Source organism: Cobetia sp. PS-4MA, assembly GCF_057670765.1.
This window is the reverse complement of the sequence record NZ_CM173107.1, coordinates 2,792,902-2,819,258: the sequence shown is the minus strand read 5'-3', so window position 1 is coordinate 2,819,258 and position 26,357 is coordinate 2,792,902. Positions and strand designations below refer to the sequence as shown.

The 26,357-nt window shown below is 64.1% G+C and carries 23 protein-coding genes; 12 read left to right on the top strand and 11 right to left on the bottom strand.

Annotation, left to right across the window (positions count from 1 at the left end; genetic code table 11):
- Positions 1–64: 64 nt before the first annotated feature.
- The 5 genes from AC26AR_RS11990 to AC26AR_RS11970 form a co-directional block, all read right to left on the bottom strand.
- Positions 65–1,369 carry a TRAP transporter large permease gene (locus AC26AR_RS11990; RefSeq protein WP_271302217.1) on the bottom strand — a complete coding sequence of 435 codons (1,305 nt, stop codon included), beginning with the start codon at positions 1,367–1,369 and terminating at the stop codon, positions 65–67.
- 1 nt (position 1,370) lies between these two features.
- On the bottom strand, positions 1,371–1,928 hold the full coding sequence (locus tag AC26AR_RS11985; RefSeq protein WP_077374836.1) for a TRAP transporter small permease: 558 nt from the start codon (positions 1,926–1,928) through the stop codon (positions 1,371–1,373).
- 185 nt (positions 1,929–2,113) lie between these two features.
- Positions 2,114–3,133, bottom strand: coding sequence for a TRAP transporter substrate-binding protein (locus tag AC26AR_RS11980; RefSeq protein WP_488107101.1), 1,020 nt, complete (start codon positions 3,131–3,133; stop codon positions 2,114–2,116).
- A gap of 224 nt (positions 3,134–3,357) precedes the next feature.
- Positions 3,358–4,269 carry a LysR family transcriptional regulator gene (locus AC26AR_RS11975; RefSeq protein WP_077374830.1) on the bottom strand — a complete coding sequence of 304 codons (912 nt, stop codon included), beginning with the start codon at positions 4,267–4,269 and terminating at the stop codon, positions 3,358–3,360.
- 109 nt (positions 4,270–4,378) lie between these two features.
- On the bottom strand, positions 4,379–4,819 hold the full coding sequence (locus tag AC26AR_RS11970; protein ID WP_488107100.1) for a VOC family protein: 441 nt from the start codon (positions 4,817–4,819) through the stop codon (positions 4,379–4,381).
- A gap of 289 nt (positions 4,820–5,108) precedes the next feature.
- Between AC26AR_RS11970 and AC26AR_RS11965 the strand changes: the two genes are divergently transcribed.
- The 3 genes from AC26AR_RS11965 to AC26AR_RS11955 are packed head-to-tail and all read left to right on the top strand — an operon-like array spanning position 5,109 to position 7,584.
- A complete protein-coding gene (locus AC26AR_RS11965; RefSeq protein WP_084208091.1) occupies positions 5,109–5,876 on the top strand; it encodes a 5-oxoprolinase subunit PxpA in 768 nt (255 codons plus the stop codon).
- Positions 5,876–6,622 carry a 5-oxoprolinase subunit B family protein gene (locus tag AC26AR_RS11960; RefSeq protein WP_077374820.1) on the top strand — a complete coding sequence of 249 codons (747 nt, stop codon included), beginning with the start codon at positions 5,876–5,878 and terminating at the stop codon, positions 6,620–6,622. Before AC26AR_RS11965 ends, AC26AR_RS11960 begins: the two co-directional genes overlap by 1 nt.
- Positions 6,619–7,584 carry a 5-oxoprolinase subunit C family protein gene (locus AC26AR_RS11955; protein WP_218015148.1) on the top strand — a complete coding sequence of 322 codons (966 nt, stop codon included), beginning with the start codon at positions 6,619–6,621 and terminating at the stop codon, positions 7,582–7,584. Before AC26AR_RS11960 ends, AC26AR_RS11955 begins: the two co-directional genes overlap by 4 nt.
- Before the next feature lie 482 nt (positions 7,585–8,066).
- Here the strand turns inward: AC26AR_RS11955 and AC26AR_RS11950 are convergent, their stop codons facing one another.
- The 3 genes from AC26AR_RS11950 to AC26AR_RS11940 form a co-directional block, all read right to left on the bottom strand.
- Positions 8,067–9,041 (bottom strand): SAM-dependent methyltransferase, encoded by a 975-nt coding sequence (locus AC26AR_RS11950; RefSeq protein ID WP_488107099.1) that lies wholly within the window; start codon positions 9,039–9,041, stop codon positions 8,067–8,069.
- A gap of 34 nt (positions 9,042–9,075) precedes the next feature.
- On the bottom strand, positions 9,076–10,785 hold the full coding sequence (locus tag AC26AR_RS11945; RefSeq protein WP_488107098.1) for an AMP-binding protein: 1,710 nt from the start codon (positions 10,783–10,785) through the stop codon (positions 9,076–9,078).
- A 180-nt stretch (positions 10,786–10,965) separates the two neighbouring features.
- Positions 10,966–11,403, bottom strand: coding sequence for a MerR family transcriptional regulator (locus AC26AR_RS11940; protein ID WP_077375619.1), 438 nt, complete (start codon positions 11,401–11,403; stop codon positions 10,966–10,968).
- Positions 11,404–11,758: 355 nt separating this feature from the next.
- Between AC26AR_RS11940 and AC26AR_RS11935 the strand changes: the two genes are divergently transcribed.
- From AC26AR_RS11935 to AC26AR_RS11905, 7 genes are all read left to right on the top strand, one after another.
- Positions 11,759–13,339: a CoA-acylating methylmalonate-semialdehyde dehydrogenase gene (locus AC26AR_RS11935; protein WP_488107097.1), complete on the top strand. Its 1,581-nt coding sequence runs from the start codon at positions 11,759–11,761 to the stop codon at positions 13,337–13,339.
- A 138-nt stretch (positions 13,340–13,477) separates the two neighbouring features.
- Positions 13,478–14,644: an acyl-CoA dehydrogenase family protein gene (locus AC26AR_RS11930; RefSeq protein WP_136938721.1), complete on the top strand. Its 1,167-nt coding sequence runs from the start codon at positions 13,478–13,480 to the stop codon at positions 14,642–14,644.
- A 53-nt stretch (positions 14,645–14,697) separates the two neighbouring features.
- Positions 14,698–15,516 (top strand): enoyl-CoA hydratase, encoded by an 819-nt coding sequence (locus tag AC26AR_RS11925; RefSeq protein ID WP_488107096.1) that lies wholly within the window; start codon positions 14,698–14,700, stop codon positions 15,514–15,516.
- Positions 15,513–16,697, top strand: a complete 1,185-nt coding sequence (locus AC26AR_RS11920) for an enoyl-CoA hydratase/isomerase family protein (protein ID WP_488107095.1) — start codon at positions 15,513–15,515, stop codon at positions 16,695–16,697. The genes AC26AR_RS11925 and AC26AR_RS11920 overlap by 4 nt, the downstream gene beginning before the upstream one ends.
- Before the next feature lie 85 nt (positions 16,698–16,782).
- A complete protein-coding gene (gene mmsB / locus AC26AR_RS11915) occupies positions 16,783–17,697 on the top strand; it encodes a 3-hydroxyisobutyrate dehydrogenase (protein WP_084208097.1) in 915 nt (304 codons plus the stop codon).
- A 63-nt stretch (positions 17,698–17,760) separates the two neighbouring features.
- Positions 17,761–18,174, top strand: a complete 414-nt coding sequence (locus AC26AR_RS11910; protein WP_077375616.1) for a rhodanese-like domain-containing protein — start codon at positions 17,761–17,763, stop codon at positions 18,172–18,174.
- 166 nt (positions 18,175–18,340) lie between these two features.
- On the top strand, positions 18,341–19,726 hold the full coding sequence (locus AC26AR_RS11905) for an MATE family efflux transporter (protein ID WP_488107094.1): 1,386 nt from the start codon (positions 18,341–18,343) through the stop codon (positions 19,724–19,726).
- Positions 19,727–19,885: 159 nt separating this feature from the next.
- On the opposite strand, the gene ppnP is transcribed toward AC26AR_RS11905, so the two are convergent.
- Both ppnP and ppsR read right to left on the bottom strand, forming a co-directional pair.
- The gene (ppnP, locus tag AC26AR_RS11900) at positions 19,886–20,173 is read right to left on the bottom strand and encodes a pyrimidine/purine nucleoside phosphorylase (protein ID WP_488107093.1); all 288 of its coding nucleotides are present in this window, start codon (positions 20,171–20,173) and stop codon (positions 19,886–19,888) included.
- A gap of 76 nt (positions 20,174–20,249) precedes the next feature.
- Complete coding sequence (gene ppsR / locus AC26AR_RS11895) at positions 20,250–21,083, bottom strand: posphoenolpyruvate synthetase regulatory kinase/phosphorylase PpsR (RefSeq protein ID WP_077374789.1); 834 nt, start codon at positions 21,081–21,083, stop codon at positions 20,250–20,252.
- A gap of 394 nt (positions 21,084–21,477) precedes the next feature.
- Here ppsR and ppsA point away from each other — a divergent pair, with 394 nt between their 5' ends.
- Both ppsA and AC26AR_RS11885 read left to right on the top strand, forming a co-directional pair.
- Entirely contained in the window at positions 21,478–23,865 is a 2,388-nt protein-coding gene (gene ppsA, locus AC26AR_RS11890) for a phosphoenolpyruvate synthase (protein ID WP_255304432.1), read from the top strand.
- A 462-nt stretch (positions 23,866–24,327) separates the two neighbouring features.
- Positions 24,328–25,593, top strand: a complete 1,266-nt coding sequence (locus AC26AR_RS11885) for a dicarboxylate/amino acid:cation symporter (RefSeq protein WP_205700483.1) — start codon at positions 24,328–24,330, stop codon at positions 25,591–25,593.
- Between the two features lie 99 nt (positions 25,594–25,692).
- Here AC26AR_RS11885 and rraA read toward each other — a convergent pair whose 3' ends face one another.
- On the bottom strand, positions 25,693–26,193 hold the full coding sequence (gene rraA / locus AC26AR_RS11880) for a ribonuclease E activity regulator RraA (RefSeq protein WP_404625107.1): 501 nt from the start codon (positions 26,191–26,193) through the stop codon (positions 25,693–25,695).
- Positions 26,194–26,357 lie beyond the last annotated feature (164 nt).

Genomic DNA, 26,357 nt, shown 5'->3' with positions numbered 1-26,357 from the left:
AGGACGACGTCCCGGGAGGGGATCTGTCTGCCGTGACAGTGCGTCGGGGACGTGGAGGGCCGGATCAGCCGTTCATGGCCTGGGGCAGATAGAGCACGATTTCCGGGAAGAGGTGCATCAACACGATGGAGAAGATCATCAACAGGAAGAACGGCAGCGTCGCCTTGGTGATGGTGATGATGTCCTTGCCGGTCAGGCTCTGGATCACGAAGAGGTTGAAGCCCACCGGCGGGGTGATCTGCGACATCTCGACCACGATGATCAGGTAGATACCGAACCAGATCAGGTCGAAACCGGCGGCTTCGATGACCGGCATGATGATGGAGGTCACCAGCAGGATCAGCGAGATGCCATCCAGGAAGCAGCCCAGGATCAGCAGGAACAGCGTCAGCACCACCAGCAGCATGGTCGGCGACAGCCCCAGGGTGGCGATGCCTTCGGCCAGCTGCATCGGAATCTGGGTGAAGCTCATCGCGGAGGACAGGAAGGAGGCACCGGCGATGATGAAGGCGATCATGCATGAGGTGCGCAGCGCCGCGAACAGCGATTCCTTGAAGGTGGCGGCGCTCATGTGGCCATTGAGTCGCGCGATGATCAGCGACAGCACCACGCCGACCGCCGCCGCTTCCGTCGGTGACGCCAGGCCACCGTAGATGCTGCCGAGGATGCCGCCGATCAGTGCCAGCAGCGGAATCAACTGGGCGCTGTTGCGCAGCTTGGCCATGAAGCTCATGTGCGGCTCATCATGGCCGGCGCGGCCCTGCGGCTCGCCGACGACCTTCGACCAGATCGCCAGATAGCCCATGAACAGGGCCAGCAGCAGCATGCCCGGCAGGACACCGGCGATGAACAGGCGCGAGATGGACTGCTCGGTGACCACGCCGTAGACGATCATCATGATCGACGGCGGAATCAGCAGACCGAGGGTCGAGGCGCTGGCGAGGGTACCGATGGCCAGATTGCTGTCGTAGCCGCGACGCTCAAGCTCCGGCAGGGTCATCTTGCCGACGGTGGCACAGGTGGCGGCGGAGGAGCCGCACACGGCGGCGAACAGCCCGCTGCCGATGATGTTGGAGTGCAGCAGGCGGCCCGGCAGGCGATTGAGCCACGGTGCCAGCGCGCGGAACATGTTGTCGGCGAGTCCGGAGCGGAACAGGATCTCGCCCATCCACACGAACATCGGCAGGGCGGTCAGGTCCCAGCCGTAGCTGGCACCCCAGAAGTCCGAGGCCAGGATCGGGCCGGTCTCGAAGGTGGAGAAGAAGGTCAGCACGATCCAGCCGGTGCCGATCAGCGAGAACGCGACCCACACGCCGCCGCCGAGCAGCAAGGCGAGGGCCAGCAGAGTGACGAGGATGAGTGTCAGCATGTCATTCGGCTCCGTCTTCGGGCTCGGGCGCCACGTAGCGTGAGGGCGCGGTGAAGGCGGTGCGCAGCGTGGCGATCAGTGTCTCGAGAATCGCCAGGCACAGAAGGCCGGTACCGGCGACCAGCACGCTCTGCGGAATCCACAGCGGCAGGGCCAGCAGGCCGGAGGAAATGTCGTGGTACTCGAGGCTCTCGCCGACCAGCAGTACCAGTTCATGGGTGATCAATACGCTCAGGCTCAGTGCGATCAGCAGCGCCAGGCTCTCGACCCACACGCGCACGGCGGGCGGCAGGCGATTGATGACCAGCGTCACGCGGATGTGCGCGTGGTGCGTGAAGGTATAGGCGAGGCTCAGGAAGGTGGCACCGACCAGCAGGAAGGCGGCCATTTCCGAGACGCCGGAGATCTCGAAGCCGAGACGTTCGGCTCCGAACATCACCAGGATGGCGTCGATCAGGCGCAGGAAGACCTGCAGGCTGACCAGGGTGCAGATCAGCAGCATGCAAGCTGCCGCACCCCACGCGCCGAGGCGATAGAGTCTGTCGAGGAAGTAGGTCATGACATGCACTCACAGGGAAGGTGAGGGTGGCCACGCGATGCCGTGTCGGGGAGCCCCTGTCGCGTCTGCCAGCGGGCAGAGGCGGACAGGGGTGCGACGTGATCATCGCGTGGCGGGGTGACGATACCGGCCAGGTGCCGAGCGTTCAGCTGATGGGACGAACGCCCGGCGCTGGCAGGCGGGGATCAGGCATCGAGATCGGCGCGATAACGCTCGAGCAGCTGCTGGCCTTCATCGCCGGCGCGTGATTTCCAGTCCTGGAACAGCTTGTCACCGGCGGCCTTGAGGTCTTCGGACAGCTTCTCGTCCGGCTCGCTGATGGTGAAGCCATTCTCGGTCAGCACCTTGGCGCTCTCGTCGGCATCGGCCTTGCTGGCTTCCCAGCCGCGAGTCTCGGCGGCCTTGGCGGCGTCCAGCACGGCCTGCTGGGTGCTCTCGTCGAGGCGATCGAAGGCACGCTTGTTGACGAAAACGATGTTCTTCGGCAGCCACAGCTTGGCGTCGTTGTAGTGCTTGACGTAATCCCAGGCCGACATGGACTTGCCGGTGGAGCTGGAGGTGATCATCGCGTCGACACGGCCGGTGCTGAAGGCGGTGGGGATGTCGGCTTCTTCGGTCTCGGTGGGCTTGCCGCCGACGTTCTCGACGAAGCGCTGGGTGTTGATGTTGGGCGCGCGGATGCGCAGGCCCTTGAGCTGGGAGACGTCGGTCAGGTCGAAGTCGGTGTAGATGCCCTGGGCCGGCCAGGCGACCGCGTACAGCGGCATCAGGCCTTCCTTGGCGAACAGCGCGGTGATGTCCGGCTTGGAGGCCTGCCACAGAGCGAAGGCTTCCTCGTAGCTGGAGGCGACGCCCGGCAGGGTGTCCAGCTCGTAGACCGGCGATTCGTTGGACAGGATCGACAGGAAGATCTCGCCGGCCTGGACGGTGCCGCGACGCACGGACGGCTTGATCTCGCCGTGGGAGATCAGCGAACCGCCGCTGTGCACGGTGATGCTCAGCTCGCCATCGGTGGCCGCGGTGACCTCCTCGGCGAACTGCTTGGTGTTCTTGGTGTGGAAGCTGGCATCGCCATACGGAGTGGCGAGGTTCCACTGTGCCGCGAGGGCCGAGCCACTGAAGGCCAGGGCACCGACGGCTGCCAGTCCGATGAGGGTACTGGAGGTGGCAGATTTGCGGGTGAGGGAGTCGCTGGGCTTACGCATGTCTAGTTCCTCATTATTATTGAATGTTGTCGGCAGACGATTTCATTCTTCAAGTGACAGGCCATCCCGTCCAATCGTTAATTCTGATTCACAGTATCGATGAAATCTTTCATCGTGTCGTCGCATGAAAGCCTTTGGCGATATTGTTAGACCTTGGTCTGACGCTGATCTGATGCAGGGCGGGGCACGATCAACCCTGTCTCAGCGCATGCATGACGCTTCGATCAGTCGGCGGGAGGCGCGTGCTGGCGAGAGTAGGTCTCGGCACACTGGCGACCCAGGCGCGCGACACTGGCGCAGAAGTCGGGGTAATTGGCATTGCGCCAGATGGCCTCATAGACCATCGGCGGCAGCGGGGTCTCGAGTGGCAGACGCACCAGTTCGCCGTGATTGATCACGTCCTCGACGGTGGCGACCGGCAGGACACCGATGCCCAGTCCTTCACTGCTCATGCGCAGAATGGTCATCAGGGTGCTGGTGCAGTGCACCTTGGGTTGGGTGATGCCCTGTTCGGCGAGGTAGCTGACAAGCTCCGTATAGGGACGGGCCTGCTTGCTGAAGGAGATGAAGGGGGTTCTGGCGAAGCATTCGCCGTCCTGGGCCAGCTGCTCGGCGAGGGTCGGCGAGGCGAACATGCCCATCTCGAAGGTGCACAGCGGTGTCTGGGTCGCGTAGGGGCCCATGGCGGCGCTGTCCATCGCGAACAGCATGTCGAGGTCATTGTCGGCCAAGCGCTGATGCAGAAAGGGCGAGATGTCGACGGTCATTTCCAGCGTCAGCTTGGGGTAGCGCTCGGCCAGCTGGCGCATGAAGGCCGGGAACCAGCTGTTGGCGATGGTCTCGATGACGCCCAGACGCAGCGTGCCGGAAAAGGCGCCTTCCTCCTGAAACAGGCGCATGGCTTCTTCGCGCCCGCTCAACAGGCGTTCGGCATGCGCGAAGAATTCCCGACCGCGCAGGGTGGGCTGGATGGGGCGGGTGGCACGCTCGAGCAGCGATTCGCCGACGGCGGCCTCAAGACGGTTGATGCGGTCCGAGATGGAGGGCTGGGTGAGGTGCAGCTTGGTCGCGCCCTTGCGGAACGAGCCGAGCCGCACGACCCAGACAAAGGCCTCGAGTTCCTTGAAATCGAACATGACAGATGCCCCGTGATGAATCGTTGAGACCGACCATCTTGCCGCATGCCGTGCAGGGCGTCAGCTTTCATCACCGGGCATGCCCCGCACGAGACGGGGCGCGGGGCCTTCACTTGCGAAACAGCTGGCTCTCGCGGTCCTTGAAGGCCTTGAACTCCAGCGCGTTGCCGGTGGGGTCGAGGAAGAACATCGTGGCCTGTTCACCGGGCTCGCCCTTGAAGCGCACATGAGGTGCGATCTCGAATGTCACGCCTTCGGCAGTGAGACGATCCGCCAGTGCCTGCCAGACCTCCATCTCGAGTACCACCCCGAAGTGCGGCACCGGGACGCCATGCCCATCGACCGGATTGCGGTGCTGGGCGAGCGGGTTGTCAGGGTCGGCCAGTGCCGGGTTCAGGTGGCAGACGAACTGGTGGCCGTAGAGGTCGAAATCGACCCAGCTGTCCGAGGAACGTCCCTCCGGACAGCCGAGGAATTCGCCATAGAAGCGCCGGGCTTCGGCGATGTCACGCACTTGAATCGCGAGGTGGAACGGATCACTGACGGCCATGTGGGAAATTCCTGTTGTTGTGGGTGGTTCCGCCAGACAAGACGCGTCGGTCGCCTGAGTCAGGCCGGCATTCAGAGATGACGGCCCTTTCGTGGCTGTCCGGGGTGCCCCAGACAGAAGCATGTGGCGGTCTGACAGGCAAGCGGATGATTGACTGGGCTTTCATACCTTCTGGTAATGAAAGATTTCATCGATATAACGAATCACAAAATACGATTGGATACCGAGGCATGGCCTTACTTAGAGTGGAGGGATAACAACACACAAGATCATCCTGCGAGGTGCCTCAATGTCCCGTTCCGCTCCCTCCCTCCCTCTGCTCAATTGCGACATGGGCGAAAGCTTCGGCAACTGGAAGATCGGCCTCGATGACGAGGTCATGCCCTACGTCGATTGCGCCAACATCGCCTGTGGCTTCCACGCCTCTGACCCCACCATCATGCGCCGTACCGTGCGGCTGGCGGTCAAGCACGACGTGCGCATCGGCGCACATCCCGCCTATCCGGATCTGCAGGGTTTCGGGCGCCGTTCCATGGCCTGTTCGCCTGCGGAAGTCGAGGACATGCTGCTCTATCAGATCGGCGCGCTCGACGGTATCTGTCGCGCCGAAGGCACTCGCGTCCAGTATGTGAAGCCGCATGGTGCGCTCTACAACGACATGGCCGCTGACCCGACGCTACTGCGCGCCGTCATGCAAGCCGTGGTGCGCTATGACGCCAGCCTGCCGCTGATGGTGATGGCGACCGCCAATCCGGCACCGATGCAGGCACTGGCCGACGAGATGGGCATCACGCTGTGGTTCGAGGCCTTCGCCGACCGTGCCTACGACTCGCGCGGTCACCTGGTCTCGCGTCGTGAGCCCGGCGCCGTGCATCACGACAGCGAGGTGATCATCGCCCAGTCGGTGACGCTGGCGCGCGGTGAAGCCCTCACCGACAGCAGCGGCGGTGATCTGGTACTCAGTGCCGACACCCTGTGCGTGCACGGTGACAACGCCGAGTCCGTGGCCGCGGTGCGTGCCATCCGTGACGCCTTCGATGCGCTGGCGGGTGCCTGATGGCTGGGGGGAATAGCCACGAACGTGGCTCGTCACCGCAACTGCGCCTCGAGACCGTCGGCATGGACTCGCTGATCATCCGGCTGTTCGACCGCATCGAGGAATCCAACATGGCCTGGATTCTGGCCGCTGACGGGGCCTTGCGTGAGGCCTTCGGCACAGCGCTGGTGGATCTGGTGCCGTCCTATACCACCTTGCTGCTGCACTATGACGTGGCGGCACTGGAAGAAGGCGAGGTGCGTGCCCGTATCCAGGCGGCCCTCGAGAACCTCGCTCCGCAGAGCGGTCAGCAGGGCCAGCTGCACGAGGTGCCCGTCTGGTACGACGACAGTGTCGGCCCGGAGCTTGCGCCGATCGCCGCGCGTCTCGGCATCAGTGTCGAGGCGTTGATCGAACGGCATGGCGCGCATGATTACTGCGTGTTCGCGCTTGGCTTCGCCCCCGGTTTCGCCTTCATGGGCGTGCTGGAGGAGGCATTGACCACACCGCGCCTCAAGACGCCGCGCCAGAAGATCGCCCCCGGCAGCGTCGGTATCGCCGATCGTCAGGCCGCGATCTACCCGTCCCGCTCTCCCGGTGGCTGGAACATCCTGGGCCGCACGCCCATCACGCTGTTCGGTCGCAACGAGGCCGGTGAGCCGTCCAGTCGCTTCATGCCCGGTGATCGCGTGCGTTTCGTTTCCGTGAGCCGAGAGGAATTCGTTGGCCTGGGCGGCGATGTCACCCCGCTGGAGGAGCGCGCATGAGTGCCGACAACGACAAGCGCGTGAGACTCGACGTCGAGCGCAGCGGTGCCCTGGCACTGGTACAGGATGCGGGACGCCTGGGGGTCCGCCATCTGGGCGTGACCCAGGGCGGCGCGGCGGACTGGGTGTCATTGGGCTGGGCCAACTGGCTGCTGGGAAATGCCCCGGATGCGCCGGGACTCGAGATCACCATGGGCGGCGGCCTGACCCTCAAGGTCGGGCAGGCGGGCACGCTGGCGCTGTGTGGCGCTGATCTGGCGGCGACACTGGATGGTGAGGCGTTGCTGCCCGGGCAGGCCTTCGCCGTGACGGCGGGGCAGGTGCTCAAGTTCGAGCGTCCGGTCGCCGGGCTGCGCGCCTATCTGGCCTTCCCGGGGGGGCTGGATGTCGCCCCGGTGCTGGGCAGTGCGGCCTGTACCGTGCGTGATGGTCTGGGCGGGCTGGATGGCGAAGGCCATGCATTGGCCAGCGGCGATGTGCTGACGGCGGCCGGCAATGAGCTGTCGCTGCGCGAGTTGCCGGCGTCGGCACAGGCATGGCAGCAGTCGCTGACCCCCGAGGAGGGCGAGGCGCTCGAACTGGCGCTGGTGGTAGGCGCCCAGATTGCCGAATTCAGCGGCGACAGCCTCTTTCGCGCCTTCAACCGCGACTGGGCAGTGGACGGGCGTGCCGATCGCATGGGCGTGCGTCTGACCGGCCCGCGTCTGGAGCGTGACGGTGCCGGGATGGTCTCCGAAGGCATTCCGCTGGGCGCGGTACAGGTGCCCGCCGATGGCCAGCCGATCATCCTGCTCAATGATCGCCAGACCATCGGCGGCTATCCGCGCCTTGGCGCACTGACGCCGCTGGCCTGCGCGCAGCTCGCCCAATGCGTGCCGGGCACCAGGGTGCGGCTGGCGGCCGTGACGCCGGGCCAGGCGCGCCAGGATCACCTCGCGGCACTGGCCGCCTGGCAGGCGTGAGGGCTCGCTGATCCAGTGCGCCATGCCGTGCCGATGAGCTGACGGACGGCGTGTCGGATCAATGGCTCGCACCGGCAGGAATCGAGCTGACAGCACGAGCAGACAAAGCGAGCAGACAAAAAAAGGGCCTCCAGATGGAGGCCCTTTCGGTTTTCCCGTGAGGGAATCTTTGATGCAGTCGGCGCGGATTGATCAGATCAGCGCCTTGATGAACAGATTCCCGGAGAAACGGTGCGCGAGCATCGGGAAACTGTGCACTGGCACATGGAAATGAAAGACATGCTCCAGTGCGGTCATCATGGTGAGGAAGACCCTCTTGCATGACGACGGATAACGAACGGCTTATCCCCCGAACGGGACTGTACTGGCAAGAATAACGGTTGATGACAGTGGATGCCAGTCATTTACGAGCGGTGTTTTCTAATTTTTTTCACGCCGGTATCGGACTGGCCTCACGCGGGAAACCTCCAGGCTCATCACCGTCACGGATGGCGGCGCTTGCGCAGTCGCCACAGGTGCACTTCCAGCCAGCCGGCCTCCAGCGCCTCGGCCAGATTGTGCTGCATCGTCGGGAAATGCGGCCCGAAGATCAGCTCCGGTGTCAGCGCCTGGCTGGCACGCTGGGCGGGCGAGAGTGGGGGCTGGCCGGAGGCGCCGGGGGAGGGTGTGCGCAGACGCCGCGCCTGCCAGGCGAGCACCTGAGGCGTCAGTTCGGCGTGCGCCTCGACCTCGAAACCACTGTTGGCCATCGCCTCGTGCAGTTCCTCGCAGCTGGCCAGGTGATCGGCGCGGGGCGTCAGTGCCCAGGGCACCGGCAGCTGCGGACGCTCATGGAAGGCTTGTGCCTGGACGCTGAGCACCGGCTCATGCAGCACCAGATAGCCGTCATCGTTGAGGCAGTCATGCCACTGACGCAACACGTCGGTCTTGTCGCTCAGATGGACCAGCAGGTGCTGGCTCAGGATGCGGTCGACATGTCGCCCTGTCAGGGCGGGGTGCAGCTCGGGATAGCAGGCGTCGCCCTCCAGCACTCGGATACGTTCGCGCAGGCCGGTGGCACGGTTGAGCGCGACGGCCAGCTGGCAGAGGCTCTCCGAGAGATCCAGCGTGGTGACGTGATGCCCGGCGCTGGCATGCTGACTGACCAGCATGCGTGCCAGTCCGCCGAGCCCGGCACCGGGCTCGAGAATCGCGAGTGGCATGCCCTCGGGGGTCTCGAGAGCCGCCATCGCCAGCAACTCGCGGCTGCCGGCCGCGCCTCCCAGATGCAGCTGATCCAGCCCTGCCAGCGCCGAGGGCGGCAGGACGGGCTCAGGATGCGCCTTGATCAATGCCTCGAGTGCCTCCTCCAGTGCCGCGTGATGCCGAGGGGGCGCGTAGTGCGCCACCTGGGCACAGGCCGTGCTCAGGTGGCGAGCGGAGGAGGCGTCATCGCCTCCCGGCGTGTCGTGACTCATGCGCGTGTTCTCCGTGGCCCTCCGAGGTGCCCGTTCATGCCTTGAGTCCCAGCTCCGCCGTAGCGGTTTCGCGCATCTTGAATTTCTGGATCTTGCCGGTGACGGTCATCGGGAATTCCTCGACGAACTTGATATGGCGCGGCACCTTGAAGTGGGCGATTCTGCCCTGGCAGAACGCCTTGAGGCCTTCGGCATCCAGCTGCTCGCCTTCCTTGAGCTTGACCCAGGCCATCACTTCCTCGCCATAGCGCTCATCGGGCACGCCGATCACCTGCACGTCCGACACGGCAGGATGAGTGTAGAGGAAGTCCTCTATCTCGCGGGGATAGATGTTCTCGCCACCGCGGATGATCATGTCCTTGATGCGCCCGACGATGGTCACGTAACCGTCCTCATCGAGGGTGGCGAGATCACCGGTATGCATCCAGCGGCCACTGTCGATGGCCTTGGCGGTGGCGTCCGGGTTGTTCCAGTAGCCGAGCATCACGCTGTAACCGCGTGTGCACAGCTCGCCCTTCTCGCCGCGCGGGACCACCTGGCCTGTCTCGGGGTCGACGATCTTGATCTCCAGATGGGGATGCAGGGTGCCGACGGTGGAGACACGCTTGTCCAGCGGTGCCTCGCGGGTGGTCTGCAGACTCACCGGGCTGGTCTCGGTCATGCCATAGGCGATGGTGACCTCGCGCATGTGCATGCGCTCGATGACCTGGCGCATCACCTCGATGGGGCAGATGGAACCCGCCATGGTGCCGGTGCGCAGGCTGGAGAGATCAAACTCGTCAAAGCGCGGGTGCTCGAGTTCGGCGATGAACATCGTCGGTACGCCGAACATCGCGGTGGCGCCTTCCTCACTGACCGCCTGCAGCGTGGCCAGCGGATCGAAACCCGCCTCGGGGTAGATGATCGTCGCCCCGTGGGTCAGGCAGCCCAGATTGCCCATCACCATGCCGAAGCAGTGATAGAGCGGCACCGGCATCACCAGCTTGTCGTGCTCCGTGAGATTCATGCGCTCGGCGACGAAGAAGCCGTTGTTGAGAATGTTGTGATGCGAGAGCGTGGCCCCCTTGGGGGCCCCGGTGGTGCCGGATGTGTACTGGATGTTGATCGGGTCATCGAAGGTCAGGCTGGCCTGCAGCTCGTGGAGTGTCTCGAGACTGACCTCTCCGGCGCCGCCCAGCACATCCTGCCAGTGGAGCATGCCGGGCAGGGCGTCCTCGGCCTCGAAGCAGACCAGACGCCTGAGGTCCGGCAGCGCGCCATTGTGAATGCCATCACGGCCGCGGGCCTCCCTGGCCTCAGGGAACAGCTCCTCGAGGATCGCGACGTAGTCCGAGGCCTTGAAGCGTGCCTGGAAGATCAGCGTCGCCGCGCCGGACTGCTTGAGCGCATAGGCCAGCTCATGGCCGCGATAGCTCGGGTTGAGATTGACCAGCACCGCTCCGATCTTGGCGGTGGCGTACTGGATCAAGGTCCACTCGGCGCGATTGGGTGCCCAGATGCCGACCCTGTCGCCGCGGGTGATGCCCATCGCCAGCAGGCCGCGCGCCACGCGCTCGACCTCTGCATGCAGCTCGGCCCAGGTGTAACGCAGCCCCTGATGACGGCTGATCAAGGCGTCGCGCTCGGGCCAGCGCGCGGTGATGCGATCGAGACAGTCACCGATGGTTTCCCCCATCAGGGGAGTGTCGGAGAGGGTGCTCAGATAGCTGAGAGACTGGCGTGTGGCAATGGCGTCCTGTGACATGGCGTTGTCCTGTGTCCCTGGTTGTTATTGGTGTGGCAAGGCGTATCAGGGGGAGCCGCCCGGCGGGCGGTCACGCCGCCAGGGGGCGGCGGCGTGAATGTCATGGTGCTTGTTGTCGTTATCGGTCTTGCTGTCGTGATGCTCTCAAAGGTGTTGGAAGAGAGTGACGGGGGTCGCGCATCATCCGTGTGTCGTCAGGCGGGCCAGCGCTTCCCGCGCCCGCGTCTCGACATCGTCCAGCTCGCGCTGCATGGCGGTGAGGTCGCGCAGCTGGCGCTCCAGTCCTTCACGTTTCTCGGCCAGGATGTCGAGCAGCCTCGTGAGCTGCTTCTCGCCGCCGCCATCCGCGGCATCGTAGAGATCCACCACCTCGCGAATCTCGGCCAGCGAGAATCCCAGCCGCTTGCCGCGCAGCGTCAGCTTGAGGCGCACGCGGTCCTTGTCGTGATAGATGCGCGTCTGGCCGCGTCGCTGGGGATGCAGCAGGCCTTCCTGCTCATAGAAGCGGATGGTGCGTGTGGTCACGTCGAAATGACGTGCCAGCTCGCCGATGCTCCAGGTGCGTTGGGTCGGGCGAATGGCGTCGCTGGTGCTGGTGGCACTCAGCAGGCCTTCCATGCCGACGCCATCGTCCGGACTCTCGGAGGCTGTCGGGTTCTGGGTGTCAGGCGTTGAGGTAATCATCGTATCCGTCATGGGCACTGCCGCTCCGAATGCTGTGTGCGCCGAGGAGATGGCATGCCCCTCTGCGCAGTGGATGCCAGCGGCGTCTGGCCGTGAATTTTCTACAGACTAGCATTGTTTACGTTAACGTAAAGGGTAATAGTATTTGCAGCCAACCAAGCAGATGCTAGGTTGAGTCAGATCGCAATGTCGGCTTGCCGCTTTCGGCAAGATGGCTCTGGCTGACGTCTCCGGCTCTGCTGACACGCCGTCCTTCACCCAATAACAACAGACACAGGAATGCCACGTCATGTCTTCGACTACCCTCACGTCCGCAAATGGCTCGCTTGAGTTGCTGTCACGACTGCGCGCCGTCGTCGCCGGTGACAGCGCACCACTGGTATTGCCACAGCTGATCAATGGCCAGTTTGTCGCAAGCGCCGCCGATCAGCACCTGAGCGTGACCAACCCGGCCACCAACGCTGAAGTGGCGCGTGTTCCACTGACGCCGCTCAGCGAACTGGACGAGGCGCTGGTGCATGCCGAGCAGGCCTTCCAGCGCTGGCGCAACACCCCGGTGCCGACCCGTGCCCGTCTGATGCTCAGCTATCAGCATCTGCTCAAGCAGCACCATGACGAGCTGGCCGAGATCATCTCCCATGAGCTGGGCAAGACCTTCGAGGACGCCAAGGGCGATGTCTGGCGCGGCATCGAGGTGGTCGAGCATGCCGCCAACATTCCGAGTCTGCTGATGGGCGAGACGGTGGAGAACGTCGCCACCGGCATCGACAGCTACTCCGTGACCCAGTCGCTGGGCGTCTGCCTGGGGATCACGCCGTTCAATTTCCCCGCCATGATACCGCTTTGGATGTTCCCGCTGTCCATCGCCTGCGGCAATGCCTTCGTGCTCAAGCCTTCCGAGCAGGTACCGCTGACCACGCTGCGTCTGGCGGAGCTGTTCATGGAAGCGGGAGCGCCCGAGGGCATCCTGACCGTGGTGCAGGGCGGGCGCGATCAGGTCAATCACCTGCTGGCCCACGAGACACCGCGCACCGTGAGCTTCGTCGGTTCGGTACCGGTGGGGCAGCACATCTATCGTACCGCCACCGACAACCTCAAGCGCGCCCAGTGCTTCGCGGGTGCCAAGAACCACATGGTGATCATGCCGGACGCTCCGGCGGACCAGGTGGTGAATGCGCTGGTCGGGGCCAGTGTCGGTGCGGCGGGTCAGCGCTGCATGGCGATCTCGGTGGCGGTCTTCGTCGGTGATTCGAAGGCCTTGATCGCGCGGGTGCGTGATGCGCTGGCCGAGGTGCGCCCCGGTGCCTGGAATGACACGGGCGCCAGCTACGGACCGCTGATCTCGCCGCAGGCACTGGAGCGCGTGACGGGCTGGATCGGGCAGGGCGTCGAGGAAGGGGCCGAGCTGCTGCTGGACGGTCGCGGCATCTCGGTGGCGGGCTATCCCGACGGCAACTGGCTGGGGCCGTGCCTGTTTTCCAAGGTGACGCCGGAAATGGTGCTCTATCGCGAGGAGATCTTCGGGCCGGTGCTGTGCTGCATGGAGGCGGCGGATCTGTCCGAGGCCATCGAGCTGATCAACAACAACCCCTACGGCAACGGCACCTCCATCTTCACGCGCTCCGGCGGCGCGGCACGCCGCTTCCAGAACGAGATCGCGGTGGGCCAGGTCGGCATCAACGTGCCGATTCCGGTGCCACTGCCGTTCTTCTCCTTCACCGGTTGGCGCGGCAGCTTCTTCGGCGATCTGCATGCCTATGGCAAGCAGGCGGTGCGCTTCTATACCGAGACCAAGACGGTGACGGCGCGCTGGTTCGATGATGCGCCGGCCGAGGGCAATCAGCCCAACTTCTCCATTCAGATGCGCTGATGACTCCTCAGATGCGCTGATGGCTCTCTTTACAAGACCGCTGAGGGCTCTTCAGATGCGCAGAGGGCTCTCTTCACAAGCCCGCCGAGGACTCGGCGGGCCTGGAGATAAAGAACAAGGACAACAGGAGGCAGCTGCATGAACTTTTCGCTGACCGATGACCAGCGTGCCCTGCAGGAGGGCGCGCGTGCCTTCGCGGATGCCGAGCTTGCCCCGCATGCCGCCGAGTGGGACGCCACGGCCCATTTCCCCATCGAGACGCTGAAGAAGGCGGGTGAGGCGGGCTTCATGGGGCTCTATGTCCCCGAGGAGCATGGCGGTCTTGGCCTGCCGCGTCTGGACAGCTCCATCATTCTCGAGCAGCTGGCCACCGGCTGCATCTCGACCACCGCCTACATCACCATCCACAACATGGTCGGCTGGATGATCGCGAGCTTCGCCAGTGACGAGTGCCGCGAGCAGTGGGTGCCAGCGATGGTGGCGGGCGACAAGCTTGGCTCCTACTGCCTGACCGAGCCGGGCAGCGGCAGTGATGCCGCCAGTCTGCGCACCCGCGCCGAGCGTGACGGCGATGACTACTACCTGAGTGGCTCCAAGATGTTCATCTCCGGTGCCGGGGCGACGGACGTGCTGGTGGTGATGGCGCGCACCGGTGAACCGGACAGCGGCGCGGCGGGTATCTCGGCCTTCGTGGTGCCAGCGGATGCCGACGGCATCAGCTACGGCAAGAAGGAAGACAAGATGGGCTGGAACAGCCAGCCGACCCGGCTGGTGAGCTTCGATCGCGTGCGGGTCCCGGCGGGCAATCGTCTGGGCGAGGAGGGCGAGGGCTTCCGTTTCGCGATGAAGGCGCTGGATGGCGGTCGCATCAACATCGCCACCTGCTCGCTGGGCGCGGCCCAGAAGGCGCTGGAGCTGTCGCGGGATTATCTCGGCGAGCGCAAGCAGTTCGGGCGCGAGCTGGCGCAGTTCCAGGCCCTGCAGTTCAAGCTGGCCGACATGGCCACCGAACTGACCGCCGCACGCACCCTGGTGCGACTGGCGGCCTTCAAGCTCGATGAGGGCGACGGCGAGGCCAGCGCCCACTGTGCGATGGCCAAGCGCTTTGCCACCGACATGGGCTTCGAGGTCTGCAATCAGGCACTCCAGCTGCATGGCGGCTACGGTTATATCCGCGAGTACCCATTGGAGCGGCTGGTGCGGGACACCCGTGTGCACCAGATTCTGGAAGGCACCAACGAGATCATGCGTCTGATCATCGCGCGCCGTCTTCTGACGCCGGGGATGATCGAGTCGCTGGCGTAACGGCGCCTCCACCTCAATTCGTCAGTGGTTACCATCTTTCAGGGAGTTACGTGATGTCATCCAATCAAGGGCCATGCCTCGTTCTCGAGAAGGATCGTCATATCGCCCGTGTCACCATCAGCAATCCGCCGGCCAACACCTGGACGGAGGCGTCCTTGATCGAGCTGGAGCATTTGCTCGATGAGCTGGAGAGCGATGGCAGCATAAGCGCCGTGGTGATCACCGGTGAGGGCGACAGGTTCTTCTCCGCCGGCGCCGATCTCAAGACCTTCGCCGATGGTGACAAGGGCGTTGCCGCCACCATGGCGCGTCGCTTCGGGCTGGCCTTCGAGCGGCTGGCCAACTTCCCGGGCGTTACGATCGCCGCCGTCAACGGCTACGCGATGGGCGGTGGGCTTGAATGCGCGCTGGCCTGCGACATCCGTATCGTCGAGCATCAGGCGAAACTGGCACTTCCGGAGGCCAAGGTGGGACTGCTGCCGTGCGCGGGCGGCACCCAGCATCTGCCGTGGCTGGTCGGCGAAGGCTGGGCCAAGCGCATGATCCTGTGTGGTGAGCAGGTGGATGCCGAGACCGCCGGTCGCATCGGGCTGGCGGAAGAGGTGGTCGAGACCGGCCAGAGCTTCGAGCGCGCACTGGCGATCGCCGAGAGCGTCGCCAACCAGAGTCCGAGCGCGGTGGCGCGCTGCAAGGCGTTGATCATGTCGTCACGCCATCGCGGCATGAGCGATGGCCTGCGCATGGAGCGCGAGCTGTTCGTCGAGCTGTTCGATGACCCCAACCAGAAGGAGGGCGTCAGCGCCTTCCTCGAGAAACGCGCACCGCAGTGGGTCTCGCATCAGAAAGAGGTGAAGGGAGGAGGGCGCTCATGAGCCAGATAGAAGGTGTCACTGCCAAGGCCGCGACCGATGTCGAGGCGCCCGTGGTGTTCGAGACGCGTCGCGCCCGCGACGGCAAGCAGCTGGGCATCATGCGCCTGAACGCGCCGCGTTCGCTGAATGCGCTGTCGCTGGCCATGATCGAGGCCATCGATGCGCAGCTGGATGCCTGGGAGCTGGACAGCAGCATCGCCATGGTGTGGCTGGAAGGTGCCGGCGAGCGTGCACTGTGTGCCGGTGGCGATATCGTGGCGCTCTATCAAGCGATGACCACGGCGCCTGCCAGCGAAGGCGCTGACCCTATTGAGGCGCTGGATGATTTCTTCGCCACCCGCTACTTCACCGCCGAATACCGGCTTGATCACCGGCTGCATACCTTCCCCAAGCCGCTGCTGGTATGGGGCGGCGGCATCGTGATGGGCGGCGGCATGGGGCTGTTCGCCGGCGGCTGTGAGCGCGTGGTCACCGAAAGCTCACGACTGGCGATGCCGGAAGTCAGCATCGGCCTGTACCCGGATGTCGGGGCCAGCTGGCTGCTCAATCGCCTGCCGCGTGGCATCGGAGAATATCTCGGCGCGACCGGCGCGCAGCTGAATGCCCGCGATGCGCTGGATCTTGGCCTGGCGACACGCCTGATTCCCGATGCGCAGCGCGAGGCGCTCAAGCAGGCGCTGTGCGAGGGAGAATTCGGCCGTCACCCGTCGCGTCATCTGAGCCAGGTACTGAGCGAGTTCGAGCGCCGTGAACTGGCGCCGCCGGGGCAGGTGCTGCCGCTCTTCGATCATCTTCAGCAGCTGGTCGCCGGGCGCGAAGTGCTGAAAGCCTGCCAGCGAATCATCGATGATCCCCAGGCGCGCAGTGACTGCAATGCGTGGCTGAGCGCCAACCGCGAGCGTCTGCTGGCCGGCTGCCCCAGTTCACCGCATCTGGTATTTCGCATGCTGGGGCGTCATCGCCATTCCTCGCTGGCGGAGGCCTTCCGCGACGAGCTGACCTTGTCGGTACGCTGCTGCATGGGCACCGAGCTTGCCGAAGGGGTGCGCGCCCTGTTGATCGACAAGGACAAGCAGCCGCAGTGGGCCTATGCCTCGATCGCGCAGGTCTCCGAGGAATACATCGACGGCTTCTTCGCGCCGCTGTGGGAAGAGGACGAGCATCCGCTGATGGATTTATAAGCGCGCTTTTCAGCACGGGCGGCAGGTGCGGACATGCCGCCGGACGCCAATGACAACAAGAACCTGTTCACGAGGAAGCATTGCAATGACATCCATCGGTTTCATCGGGCTCGGCAACATGGGCGGCCCCATGGCCCTCAATCTGGTCAAGGCCGGCCATGAGGTGAAGGTCTTCGATCTGGTCGAGTCGGCCATGAGCCAGCTGGTCGAGGCGGGTGCCTCACGCGCCGAGTCGCCACGCCAGGCGACAGAGGGCGTTGACGTCGTCATCAGCATGCTGCCGGCGGGGCAGCACGTGCGAAAGCTCTATCTGGGTGACAAGGAAGACGGCGAGGGTGGCCTCTTGGCGACACTCGACGCTTCGGTACTGGTGATCGACGCCTCGACCATCGCGCCGGATGATGCCCGGCTGGTCGCTCGCCATGCCGCCGAGCGTGGCATCACCTTCATGGACGCCCCGGTGTCGGGCGGGGTCGGTGGCGCACGTGCCGGCACCCTGAGCTTCATCGTCGGTGGTGAGGCCGACGGCTATGCGCGTGCCGTGCCGCTGCTGGAAGTGATGGGCAAGAATCTGTTCCATGCCGGCCCGGCCGGCAGCGGTCAGGTCGCCAAGATCTGCAACAACATGCTGCTGGGCATCCTGATGAGCGGCACCGCCGAGGCGCTGGCGCTGGGGGTCAAGAACGGACTGGACCCGGCCGTGCTCTCGGAGGTGATGAAGCAGTCCTCCGGCGGCAACTGGGCGCTCAACGTCTACAACCCCTGGCCCGGGGTGATGGAGGCGGCACCTGCGTCCAACGACTATCAGGGCGGCTTCCTGGTGGACCTGATGGCCAAGGATCTCGGCCTTGCCTGGGAAATGGCGCTGGGCTCGAAATCGGCAGTGCCAATGGGCTCCCAGGCGCGTAACCTGTTCGCCCAGCATGCCGCCCAGGGTGCGGGACGTCTCGATTTCTCGAGCATCCAGCGTTTCTATCGTTGCGGCGAGGCGGATGTGTGAGGTGTCACGCAGGCGGTGAGTGGCATGCATCATCAGGACGATATCATCTGCAAGGAGGACCCCATGATTCGACCGGTCAGTGAGCTGGTGGCAGCGGCCGAGAAGGAGATCGACACCCTGTCGCCTGAGGCGCTGCGTCAGGCGCTGGAGGAGTCTCGCGCAGGCGGTACGCCCCTGATCCTGGTGGATATCCGCGATGTGCGTGAGCTGGAGCGGGAAGGCCGCATTCCCGGGGCCATCCATGCGCCACGCGGCATGCTGGAGTTCTGGGTCGACCCGGCTTCGCCCTATCACCGTGCCGATTTCGCCCGTGAGGGACGTTATGTGCTGTTCTGCGCCGGCGGACTGCGCTCGGCGTTGGCCACCAAGTCGCTCAAGGACATGGGATTCGGGCCGGTCGCCCATCTCGGGGGTGGCTTCGCGGCCTGGCGTGAGTCGGGAGGCGAAGTCATCTCGCCCTTCATGCAGGGTAACTAGTCCGGTTTGCAGCCCCTGAGCCGCAAGGGAACTGCTCTCGCCGCGCGGATGTCTTACACTGTGCCCGTCCTGCACGACGGATTGCACGACAGATCGTACGATCGATAGCCCCCGATGGCCCCGCAGGCAGCTCGCCTGACGGGGCCGTTTACTGTCCGGAGCCTGCATGCCTGAGCCTGCCAACCCCACGTCCTCTTCCTCTGCCAGAAACCCGTCCCCGCGTGGTCGGCGTGATCTGCTGCGTGATCCGGTCGCCTCGACGCTTGCCCGCATGACGGGGCCGGTGATCGGCGGCATCGTCACCATGATGCTGTTCAACCTGGTGGATGCCTGGTTCATCGCCCAGCTGGGCACCGCGGAGCTGGCGGCGGTCACCTTCACCTTTCCTGTGACCTTTGCCGTCATCAGCATCGCCATCGGTCTGTCCATCGGCACCACCGCCGTGGTGGGACGCAGGCTCGGGCGTGGCGAGTTCGAGACGGTCAAGGCGCGGGCCACGGATGCCAGTCTGCTGGGGCTGCTGCTGGGCGTCATGATGATCGTGGCGGGGCTTGTCAGCATCGGGCCGCTGTTCGGGCTGCTGGGGGCCGATGACACCCTGATGCCGCACATCCAGGACTACATGCAGGTGTGGTACTTCGGGGCGCCCTTCGTGTTGCTGCCACGCGTGCTGGGCAGCGTGCTGCGCGCCGAGGGCAATACCCTGGTGCCCTCGCTGGTGATGGCGGCGGCAGGGGGTCTCAATGCGCTGCTCGACCCGCTGCTGATCTTCGGCATCGGAGATTGGCAGGGCATGGGCGTGGCGGGGGCGGCGTTGGCCACGGTGCTATCGTGGCTGGCGATGACGCTGGGCTTGCTGGCATTGCCATTGCTGCGCGCGCGGCTGGATCTGCATCAGCTGTCGCTGACACGTCTGATCACCTCATGGCGAGAAGTGGGGGCCATCGGCCTGCCTGCGGCCATGACCAGCGTGATGACGCCGATCGCCACGGCGCTGGTCACGCGGATCGTCAGTCAGCATGGTCATGCCGCCGTCGCGGCCTATGGCATCGGTTCACGCATCGAGTCACTGGCGCTGATTCTGGTGCTGGCACTCTCGATGACGCTGTCACCCTTCATCAGCCAGAACGATGGTGCCGGGCAGCACCGGCGGGTATGGCGAGCCATCCACGGCATACTCGGCTTCATTCTCGTCTGGCAGCTGGCGGTCTGGCTGGGGCTGGGGCTTGGCGGTGAGTGGATCGCGGCGCGCTTTGCCGAAAGCCCGGAAGTCGCGCAGCTGGTGGTCACCTACCTGTGGCTGATTCCCGCCGCACTCGGCGCCCAGGGCGTGATCATCCTCGCCAATTCCAGCCTCAATGCGCTGCACGAGCCACGCCGGGCGATGACACTCTCGCTGGTGCGACTGTTCGCTCTGCTGGTGCCATTGGCCTGGCTGGGGGGGACGCTTCACGGTGTGGTCGGTATCTTTGCCGGGGTGGCGACAAGCTATCTGCTGATGGGCGGTATCAGTTATCTGGCGCTGCGCTCCGTGCTCAGGCGACGCGCCTGAGCACGGTATCGAGAAGCAGTCGTCGTGACGAAAGAAGCCGCCGTGCTTGAGGGCACGGCGGCTTCTTCATGTCTGGCTTTCAGTGCCTTGGGCGGCTGTTTTCCCAGTGCCTCAGGCGGCTGTTTTCCCAGTGCCTTAGGCGGCTGTTTTCCCAGTGCCTTAAGCGTCTTCGTACTTGCACAGATAGGCGGACTCGACCGTGGTGCGCACCTCGAAGCTCTGGTTGGCTTCGACGATGAAGCTTTCCCCGTCTGCCAGTTGATACCACTCTTCGGCGCCCGGCAGCAGTACCTGCATGTCGCCGCTGATCAGGGTCATGTATTCGCGCTGGCTGGTGGAAAACACGAATTCGCCGATGGCCATCACGCCGACCGTGGCAGGCAGATCTGCGCTCTGGAAGGCGATGGAGGCCACCTGGCCGTCGAAGTAGTGGTTGGTGCGGAACATGGGGAGACTTCCTGCGTGAGTAGGGGGGTTGTTGTGGTCGATGTGTGTTGTTGGGGGCGTAACGTAGCGACGGGTATCAGCGTGGTGAGAAGCGGCGTGCCAGGCCGGTCTCGGCGATCATGCGCGTCGAGATCTCTTCGATCGAGAAGCGCGTGGTATCGATGTAGGGCACCTTGGAGCGGCGGAACAGCGCCTCGGTCTGCTCGACTTCCTGCAGACACTGGTCGATCGAGCAGTAGCGACTGTTGGGGCGACGCTCGGTACGGATGGCAGCCAGGCGGCGCGGGTCGATGGTCAGTCCGAACAGCTTGTGGCGATATTGCGCCAGTGACGCCGGCATCTTGAGGGTGCCGGATTCGTCGAGATCATCCTCGGTCAGCGGGTAGTTGGCCGCGCGGATGCCGAACTGCAAGGCCAGATACAGCGAGGTCGGGGTCTTGCCGCAGCGTGAGACGCCGATGAGGATGACGTCGGCCTTGTCGTACTGGTGGGTGCGCGCTCCATCATCGTTGTCGAGGGCAAAATGCACCGAATCGATGCGGTTCATGTAGACATCATCCTGACCGATGGAGTGGGTCTTGCCGACGCTGTAGGACGAGTGGGTATCCAGCTCCTCTTCCAGTGGCTTGAGGAAAGTGGAGAAGATGTCGACCTTGAAACCGGAGGATTCCGAGATGATGTCACGAATGTCCTGATCGACGATGGTGTCGATGATGATGGGGCGCTCACCGTCCGTGGCGTGGGCGCTCTCGATGGCCTTGACCAGCGCCGTGGCCTTCTCGGAGGAGTCGATGTAGGGCTTGGTCACCATGCGGATGTCGGTGTTCTCGAACTGGGCCAGCAGACTGCGTCCCAGTGTCTCGGCGGTGATACCGGTTCCATCGGAAATGAAGAAGGCGGTTCGGGTCATGACGGGCACTCGTGAAGAACGAATCGAAGACACAACCCGGCGCAGGGTGTCGTCTCGTGAAGTCCCAAGTGTCGGCGTTCACTGTCGTGCTTGCAATATCCGGCGGATGGCCAGTGGTGCGATATGGGAAATCTCGTGTTCCCGTTCCCCGGCAAAGCGGCCCATGACTACATTCCTGTAGCGGCCGTTTCTGGCTTGTCGACATGTTCGGCGACGATGGCGACAGAACGCCTGAAACAGTCTCAGGGTTGTAGTCCTCCTCCACTGACTAGCCGGTTAGACCAATGGCTAATACTAGAGAGAGCTTGTTAGGGTGGCGTCATTGCTGAACGGAAGGCGGTTCAACGTCCTCCATCGGTCATTCGTTTCCATCCATTGGTACCAGGGGGTTCCCTTGTCACAGCAAGCCACATCCGAATACGTCGTCGATTTCGATCAGCTCGGCATGAACGATGTTGATCGCGTTGGCGGCAAGAACGCCTCGCTCGGTGAGATGATCTCCAATCTGGCCGATGCCGGTGTCACCGTGCCCGGCGGCTTTGCGACTACCTCCTTTGCCTATCGCGAGTTCCTGGCCCACGAAGGCCTCGACAAGCGTATCAATGCCGCCCTCGATGCTCTCGATGTGGATGACGTGGTCGAACTGGCGCGTGTCGGTGCCGAGATTCGTCAGTGGATCATCGATACGCCGCTGCCGCCGGCCTTCGAGGCCGAGATGGAACGTGCCTATGCCGAGCTGCAGGCCAGGCACCCGAATTTGAAGGTTGCCGTGCGCTCCTCCGCCACCGCGGAAGACCTGCCGGACGCCTCCTTCGCCGGTCAGCAGGAAACCTTCCTCAACATCGAAGGCTTCGACAACATCAAGCGTGCGGTGCACGAGGTGTTCGCGTCACTGTTCAACGACCGCGCCATCTCCTACCGCGTGCACAAGGGCTTTGATCACTCGCTGGTCGCGCTGTCTGCCGGCGTGCAGAAGATGGTGCGCTCCGAGACGGCCGCTTCCGGCGTGATGTTCACGCTGGATACCGAATCCGGCTACCGCGACGCCGTCTTCGTCACCGGCTCCTGGGGCCTGGGCGAGACCGTGGTACAGGGCGCGGTCAACCCTGACGAGTTCTACGTCCACAAGACCACGCTGGCCGCCGGCCGCCCGGCGGTACTGCGCCGCAACCTGGGCTCGAAGCTGATCAAGATGGTCTACACCGACGACACCAGCGCCGGGCGTTCCGTGGCGACCGTCGACGTGCCGGTACCGGAGCGTCATCGATTCTGCATCAGCGACGCCGATGTCGAGGCCCTGGCGCGCCAGGCCATGATCATCGAGAAGCACTACCAGCGTCCGATGGACATCGAATGGGCGCGTGACGGCGATGACGGCAAGCTCTACATCGTCCAGGCGCGTCCGGAAACGGTCGTCAGCCAGGAAGAGGGCGGCAACCTCGAGCGCTTCCAGCTGCGCGAGAAGGGCCGCACCCTGGTGACGGGGCGTGCCATCGGCCAGCGTATCGGCCAGGGCGCGGTACGCGTGATCGACAACCCGGAGCAGATGGACAAGGTGCAGGTCGGCGACGTGCTGGTCACCGACATGACCGACCCGGACTGGGAGCCGGTCATGAAGCGCGCTTCCGCCATCGTCACCAATCGTGGCGGCCGTACCTGCCACGCGGCGATCATCGCGCGTGAGCTGGGCATCCCGGCCGTCGTCGGCTGTGGCGATGCCACCTCGGTGCTCGCCGAAGGTCGCGAAGTGACGGTCTCCTGCGCCGAAGGCGATACCGGGCATGTCTATGACGGCATCCTCAACTTCGACCGCACCGTCACCAGCGTCAACGAGATGCCGGAGATTCCGTTCAAGATCATGATGAACGTCGGCAACCCGGACCGCGCCTTCAGCTTCTCGCGTCTGCCGAATGCCGGTGTGGGCCTGGCGCGTCTCGAGTTCATCATCAATCGCATGATCGGCGTGCACCCCAAGGCGCTGCTCGACTACGCCACCCTGCCCATCGACCTGCAGCAGACCATCGATGCGCGTACCGCCGGCTACGCAAGTCCGGTCGACTTCTATGTCGACAAGCTGGTCGAGGGCATCTCCACCCTGGCGGCCGCCTTCCACCCGCAGAAGGTCATCGTGCGCATGTCGGACTTCAAGTCCAACGAGTACGAGAACCTGATCGGCGGCAAGATGTACGAGCCGGGCGAAGAGAACCCGATGCTGGGCTTCCGTGGCGCCTCGCGCTACGTGTCCGACACCTTCCGCGACTGCTTCGATCTCGAATGCCGTGCGCTCAAGCGTGTGCGTGACGAGATGGGGCTGACCAACGTCGAGATCATGGTGCCCTTCGTGCGGACTACCGGCGAGGCGGAACAGGTCATCAAGCTGCTGGGCGAGAATGGCCTGGTGCGTGGCGAGAACGGTCTGCGCGTCATCATGATGTGCGAGCTGCCGACCAACGCGCTGCTGGCGGATCAGTTCCTCGAGCACTTCGATGGCTTCTCCATCGGCTCCAACGATCTGACCCAGCTGACCCTCGGGCTGGATCGCGACTCCGGCATCGTCGCTCACCTCTTCGATGAGCGTAACCCGGCGGTCAAGCAGCTGATGTCGATGGCGATCCGTGCCTGCAAGGCGCAGGGCAAGTACGTGGGCATCTGCGGCCAGGGGCCGTCGGATCATCCGGAGCTGGCCAAGTGGCTGATGGAAGAGGGCATCGACAGCGTCTCCCTCAACCCGGATTCCGTGCTGGAAACCTGGTTCATGCTGGCGGACAAGGAACTGGCCTGATCCCGCTCGCGAGCGGATGTGATGCCCAGCCTCGGTATCTGACCCAGTGAGAGGCCCTAGGCTGGCGCACTACCAGATGCTGGCGCCAGTCGCCGGCTGATCAAGCGCCCACTGCACATCATGTGCGGTGGGCGCTTTTCATTTTCGCGCCCGAAAACTGAATGGATGGTCAGCTTGCGACACTAGACCAATGGTGTAGAAACCGGCAGAAGCATGTCAGTTCGTAACAAATAGCAACAAAATGATCTCGAATTCGCGACTAAATGATGATCATCCTGCCTCGTGTGGAAAAGGCAGTCATTTATAATCCCAGCCACCCCGCTGACCACAATATCCATGGTGGTTATGAATCCATGGTGACCATGCATCCATGGTGACCATGACGGCAGGCCTCACCGGTAGCCAGCAATGCGGTGGCACGCAACAACCGACCTTTCAGACACAATCCAAGGTAGTCGTAACGTGAAACAGTCTTTATGGAAGAACATCGGCGTCCAGGTAGTCATCGCCATGATACTGGGCGCTGGTGTAGGCGCTTACATGGGCGAAAGCGCCGCGATGTTCGCGCCACTCGGTGAGCTCTTCATTCACCTGATCAAGATGCTGGTGGTACCGCTGATCGCGGTCTCCATCGTGTCGGGAGCCGCCAATCTGGGCGATAGCCCTTCTGCCGGCAAGATCGGTCTCTCCACCTTCGCCTTCTTCATGCTCACCTCAGCCGTGGCGGTGATGCTGGCGCTGGTGATGGGGCATGTGTTCCAGCCGGGCAGTGGGGTGGATCTGGAAAGCGCCAAGGGCATGTTCTCCAACGCCTACGCCGACAAGGGCAGCGTGCCGGGCGTGATGGATACCATTCTGGGCATGGTGCCGACCAATATCTTCGGCGCACTCACCGATGCCAACATCCTGCAGATTCTGGTGTTCTGCCTGTTTCTCGGCATTGGCCTGTCCAAGACCGGCGAGCGTGGCAAGCCGCTGATCGAAGGCCTGAATACCGTGATCGAGGCCTTCGTGTGGATGATCAATGTGGTGATGCTGATCGCGCCGATCGGCGTCTTCGGTCTGATGGCGGATGCCGTCGGCACCTTCGGCTTCGATGTGCTGACCCTGGTGATGAAGCTGTTCCTCGTCTACATGGGCGCCATCCTCATCTATGGCTTCGTGTTCTACCCGCTGGTGGTCAAGTTCGGCTCTGACGTGCCGCTGGGTCGCTTCCTGTCGGTGATGAAGAAGCCGCAGGCCGTCGCGCTGTCCACGGCGTCCTCCATGGCGACCCTGCCGGTCAACATGGAAGTCTGCGAGAAGGAGCTGGGCCTGAAGAACGCCACGACGGCCTTCGTGCTGCCGCTGGGCGCGACCATCAACATGAGCGGCAACGCCATCTATTACGGGCTGGTGGCGATGTTCTTCGCCCAGGTCTTCAACGTCGATCTCGGCTTCTCCGCCTACGCCGCCATCGTGTTCACCGCAACCCTGGGTGCCATCGGTCAGGCTGGCGTGCCGGGGCCGTCGTTCCTGGTGGTTGCCGTGCTGCTGGCGGCCGGCATTCCCATCGAGGGCCTGCCGCTGCTGTTCGCGCTGGATCGTATCTTCGACATGACGCGTACCGCGCTCAACATCACCGGTGACGCGGCTTGCGCCGCCGTGGTGGATCGCTTCGCGCGTGCCGATGATGCGGTCACCGAGCGCCAGGACACCGCATCAGGTGAGCCGGTCAGCGTGCGCTGAGACAGACACGACTGACAGGAAAACGCCCCCGCAGCCAGAACGGTTGCGGGGGCGTTTTCATTGGGGGCTTGAACGGTTCGACCGGTGGTCGGGAACCGGTCAGGGCGTCGGCTGGGTGCGAATCAGCGCTTCCTTCGAGGTGACGATGCCGTTGTTGTCGGCATAGAGGAAGTCGCCCGGCACGATGGTGACACCGGCAAAGGTGACCGGGATATCGCGCTGGCCTTCGCCACGCTTGATGCTGGGACGCGGATAGCAGCCGAGTGCCTGCACGCCGAGCTGGGTGGCGTGGATCTCGTCGACATCACGGATGCAGCCATACATGATCACGCCGGCCCAGCCGCTCTTGGCGGCCTGCTCGGCGAGCATGTCGCCCAGCATGGCGCAGCGCATCGAGCCACCGGCATCGACGACCAGCACGCGCCCTGCACCGGGTTCCGCGACCGCCGCCTTGACCAGCGAGTTGTCCTCGAAGCACTTGATGGTCACGACTTCGCCGCCAAAGGACTCGACGCCGCCGTAGTTGATGAACAGGGGCTCGAGGACTTGCACATCAGGGAACTCATCGCAGAGATCGGGGGTGGAGAGGGAGTGCGTCATGTCGGATTCCTTGTGCTGGGCGGCCCGGTGAGGGTCGCTTGGGGACGGAGCGCTGGCGATTGCTGCAATGCCACAACGTCGAGAATGCCCGATACGCCAAGGCTTTGCACCTGTGCGAAGGGCTAAGCGGGCCTCGGGCGCGTGCAAGCGAGGGACGGGAGGGT

What these genes read in the sequence shown, in the direction of transcription:
- AC26AR_RS11990 (WP_271302217.1), bottom strand. Translation starts at nt 1,369, where the DNA reads ATGCTGACACTCATCCTCGTCACTCTGCTGGCCCTCGCCTTGCTGCTC.
- AC26AR_RS11985 (WP_077374836.1), bottom strand. Translation starts at nt 1,928, where the DNA reads ATGACCTACTTCCTCGACAGACTCTATCGCCTCGGCGCGTGGGGTGCG.
- AC26AR_RS11980 (WP_488107101.1), bottom strand. Translation starts at nt 3,133, where the DNA reads ATGCGTAAGCCCAGCGACTCCCTCACCCGCAAATCTGCCACCTCCAGT.
- AC26AR_RS11975 (WP_077374830.1), bottom strand. Translation starts at nt 4,269, where the DNA reads ATGTTCGATTTCAAGGAACTCGAGGCCTTTGTCTGGGTCGTGCGGCTC.
- AC26AR_RS11970 (WP_488107100.1), bottom strand. Translation starts at nt 4,819, where the DNA reads ATGGCCGTCAGTGATCCGTTCCACCTCGCGATTCAAGTGCGTGACATC.
- AC26AR_RS11965 (WP_084208091.1), top strand. Translation starts at nt 5,109, where the DNA reads ATGTCCCGTTCCGCTCCCTCCCTCCCTCTGCTCAATTGCGACATGGGC.
- AC26AR_RS11960 (WP_077374820.1), top strand. Translation starts at nt 5,876, where the DNA reads ATGGCTGGGGGGAATAGCCACGAACGTGGCTCGTCACCGCAACTGCGC.
- AC26AR_RS11955 (WP_218015148.1), top strand. Translation starts at nt 6,619, where the DNA reads ATGAGTGCCGACAACGACAAGCGCGTGAGACTCGACGTCGAGCGCAGC.
- AC26AR_RS11950 (WP_488107099.1), bottom strand. Translation starts at nt 9,041, where the DNA reads ATGAGTCACGACACGCCGGGAGGCGATGACGCCTCCTCCGCTCGCCAC.
- AC26AR_RS11945 (WP_488107098.1), bottom strand. Translation starts at nt 10,785, where the DNA reads ATGTCACAGGACGCCATTGCCACACGCCAGTCTCTCAGCTATCTGAGC.
- AC26AR_RS11940 (WP_077375619.1), bottom strand. Translation starts at nt 11,403, where the DNA reads ATGGAAGGCCTGCTGAGTGCCACCAGCACCAGCGACGCCATTCGCCCG.
- AC26AR_RS11935 (WP_488107097.1), top strand. Translation starts at nt 11,759, where the DNA reads ATGTCTTCGACTACCCTCACGTCCGCAAATGGCTCGCTTGAGTTGCTG.
- AC26AR_RS11930 (WP_136938721.1), top strand. Translation starts at nt 13,478, where the DNA reads ATGAACTTTTCGCTGACCGATGACCAGCGTGCCCTGCAGGAGGGCGCG.
- AC26AR_RS11925 (WP_488107096.1), top strand. Translation starts at nt 14,698, where the DNA reads ATGTCATCCAATCAAGGGCCATGCCTCGTTCTCGAGAAGGATCGTCAT.
- AC26AR_RS11920 (WP_488107095.1), top strand. Translation starts at nt 15,513, where the DNA reads ATGAGCCAGATAGAAGGTGTCACTGCCAAGGCCGCGACCGATGTCGAG.
- mmsB (WP_084208097.1), top strand. Translation starts at nt 16,783, where the DNA reads ATGACATCCATCGGTTTCATCGGGCTCGGCAACATGGGCGGCCCCATG.
- AC26AR_RS11910 (WP_077375616.1), top strand. Translation starts at nt 17,761, where the DNA reads ATGATTCGACCGGTCAGTGAGCTGGTGGCAGCGGCCGAGAAGGAGATC.
- AC26AR_RS11905 (WP_488107094.1), top strand. Translation starts at nt 18,341, where the DNA reads ATGCCTGAGCCTGCCAACCCCACGTCCTCTTCCTCTGCCAGAAACCCG.
- ppnP (WP_488107093.1), bottom strand. Translation starts at nt 20,173, where the DNA reads ATGTTCCGCACCAACCACTACTTCGACGGCCAGGTGGCCTCCATCGCC.
- ppsR (WP_077374789.1), bottom strand. Translation starts at nt 21,083, where the DNA reads ATGACCCGAACCGCCTTCTTCATTTCCGATGGAACCGGTATCACCGCC.
- rraA (WP_404625107.1), bottom strand. Translation starts at nt 26,193, where the DNA reads ATGACGCACTCCCTCTCCACCCCCGATCTCTGCGATGAGTTCCCTGAT.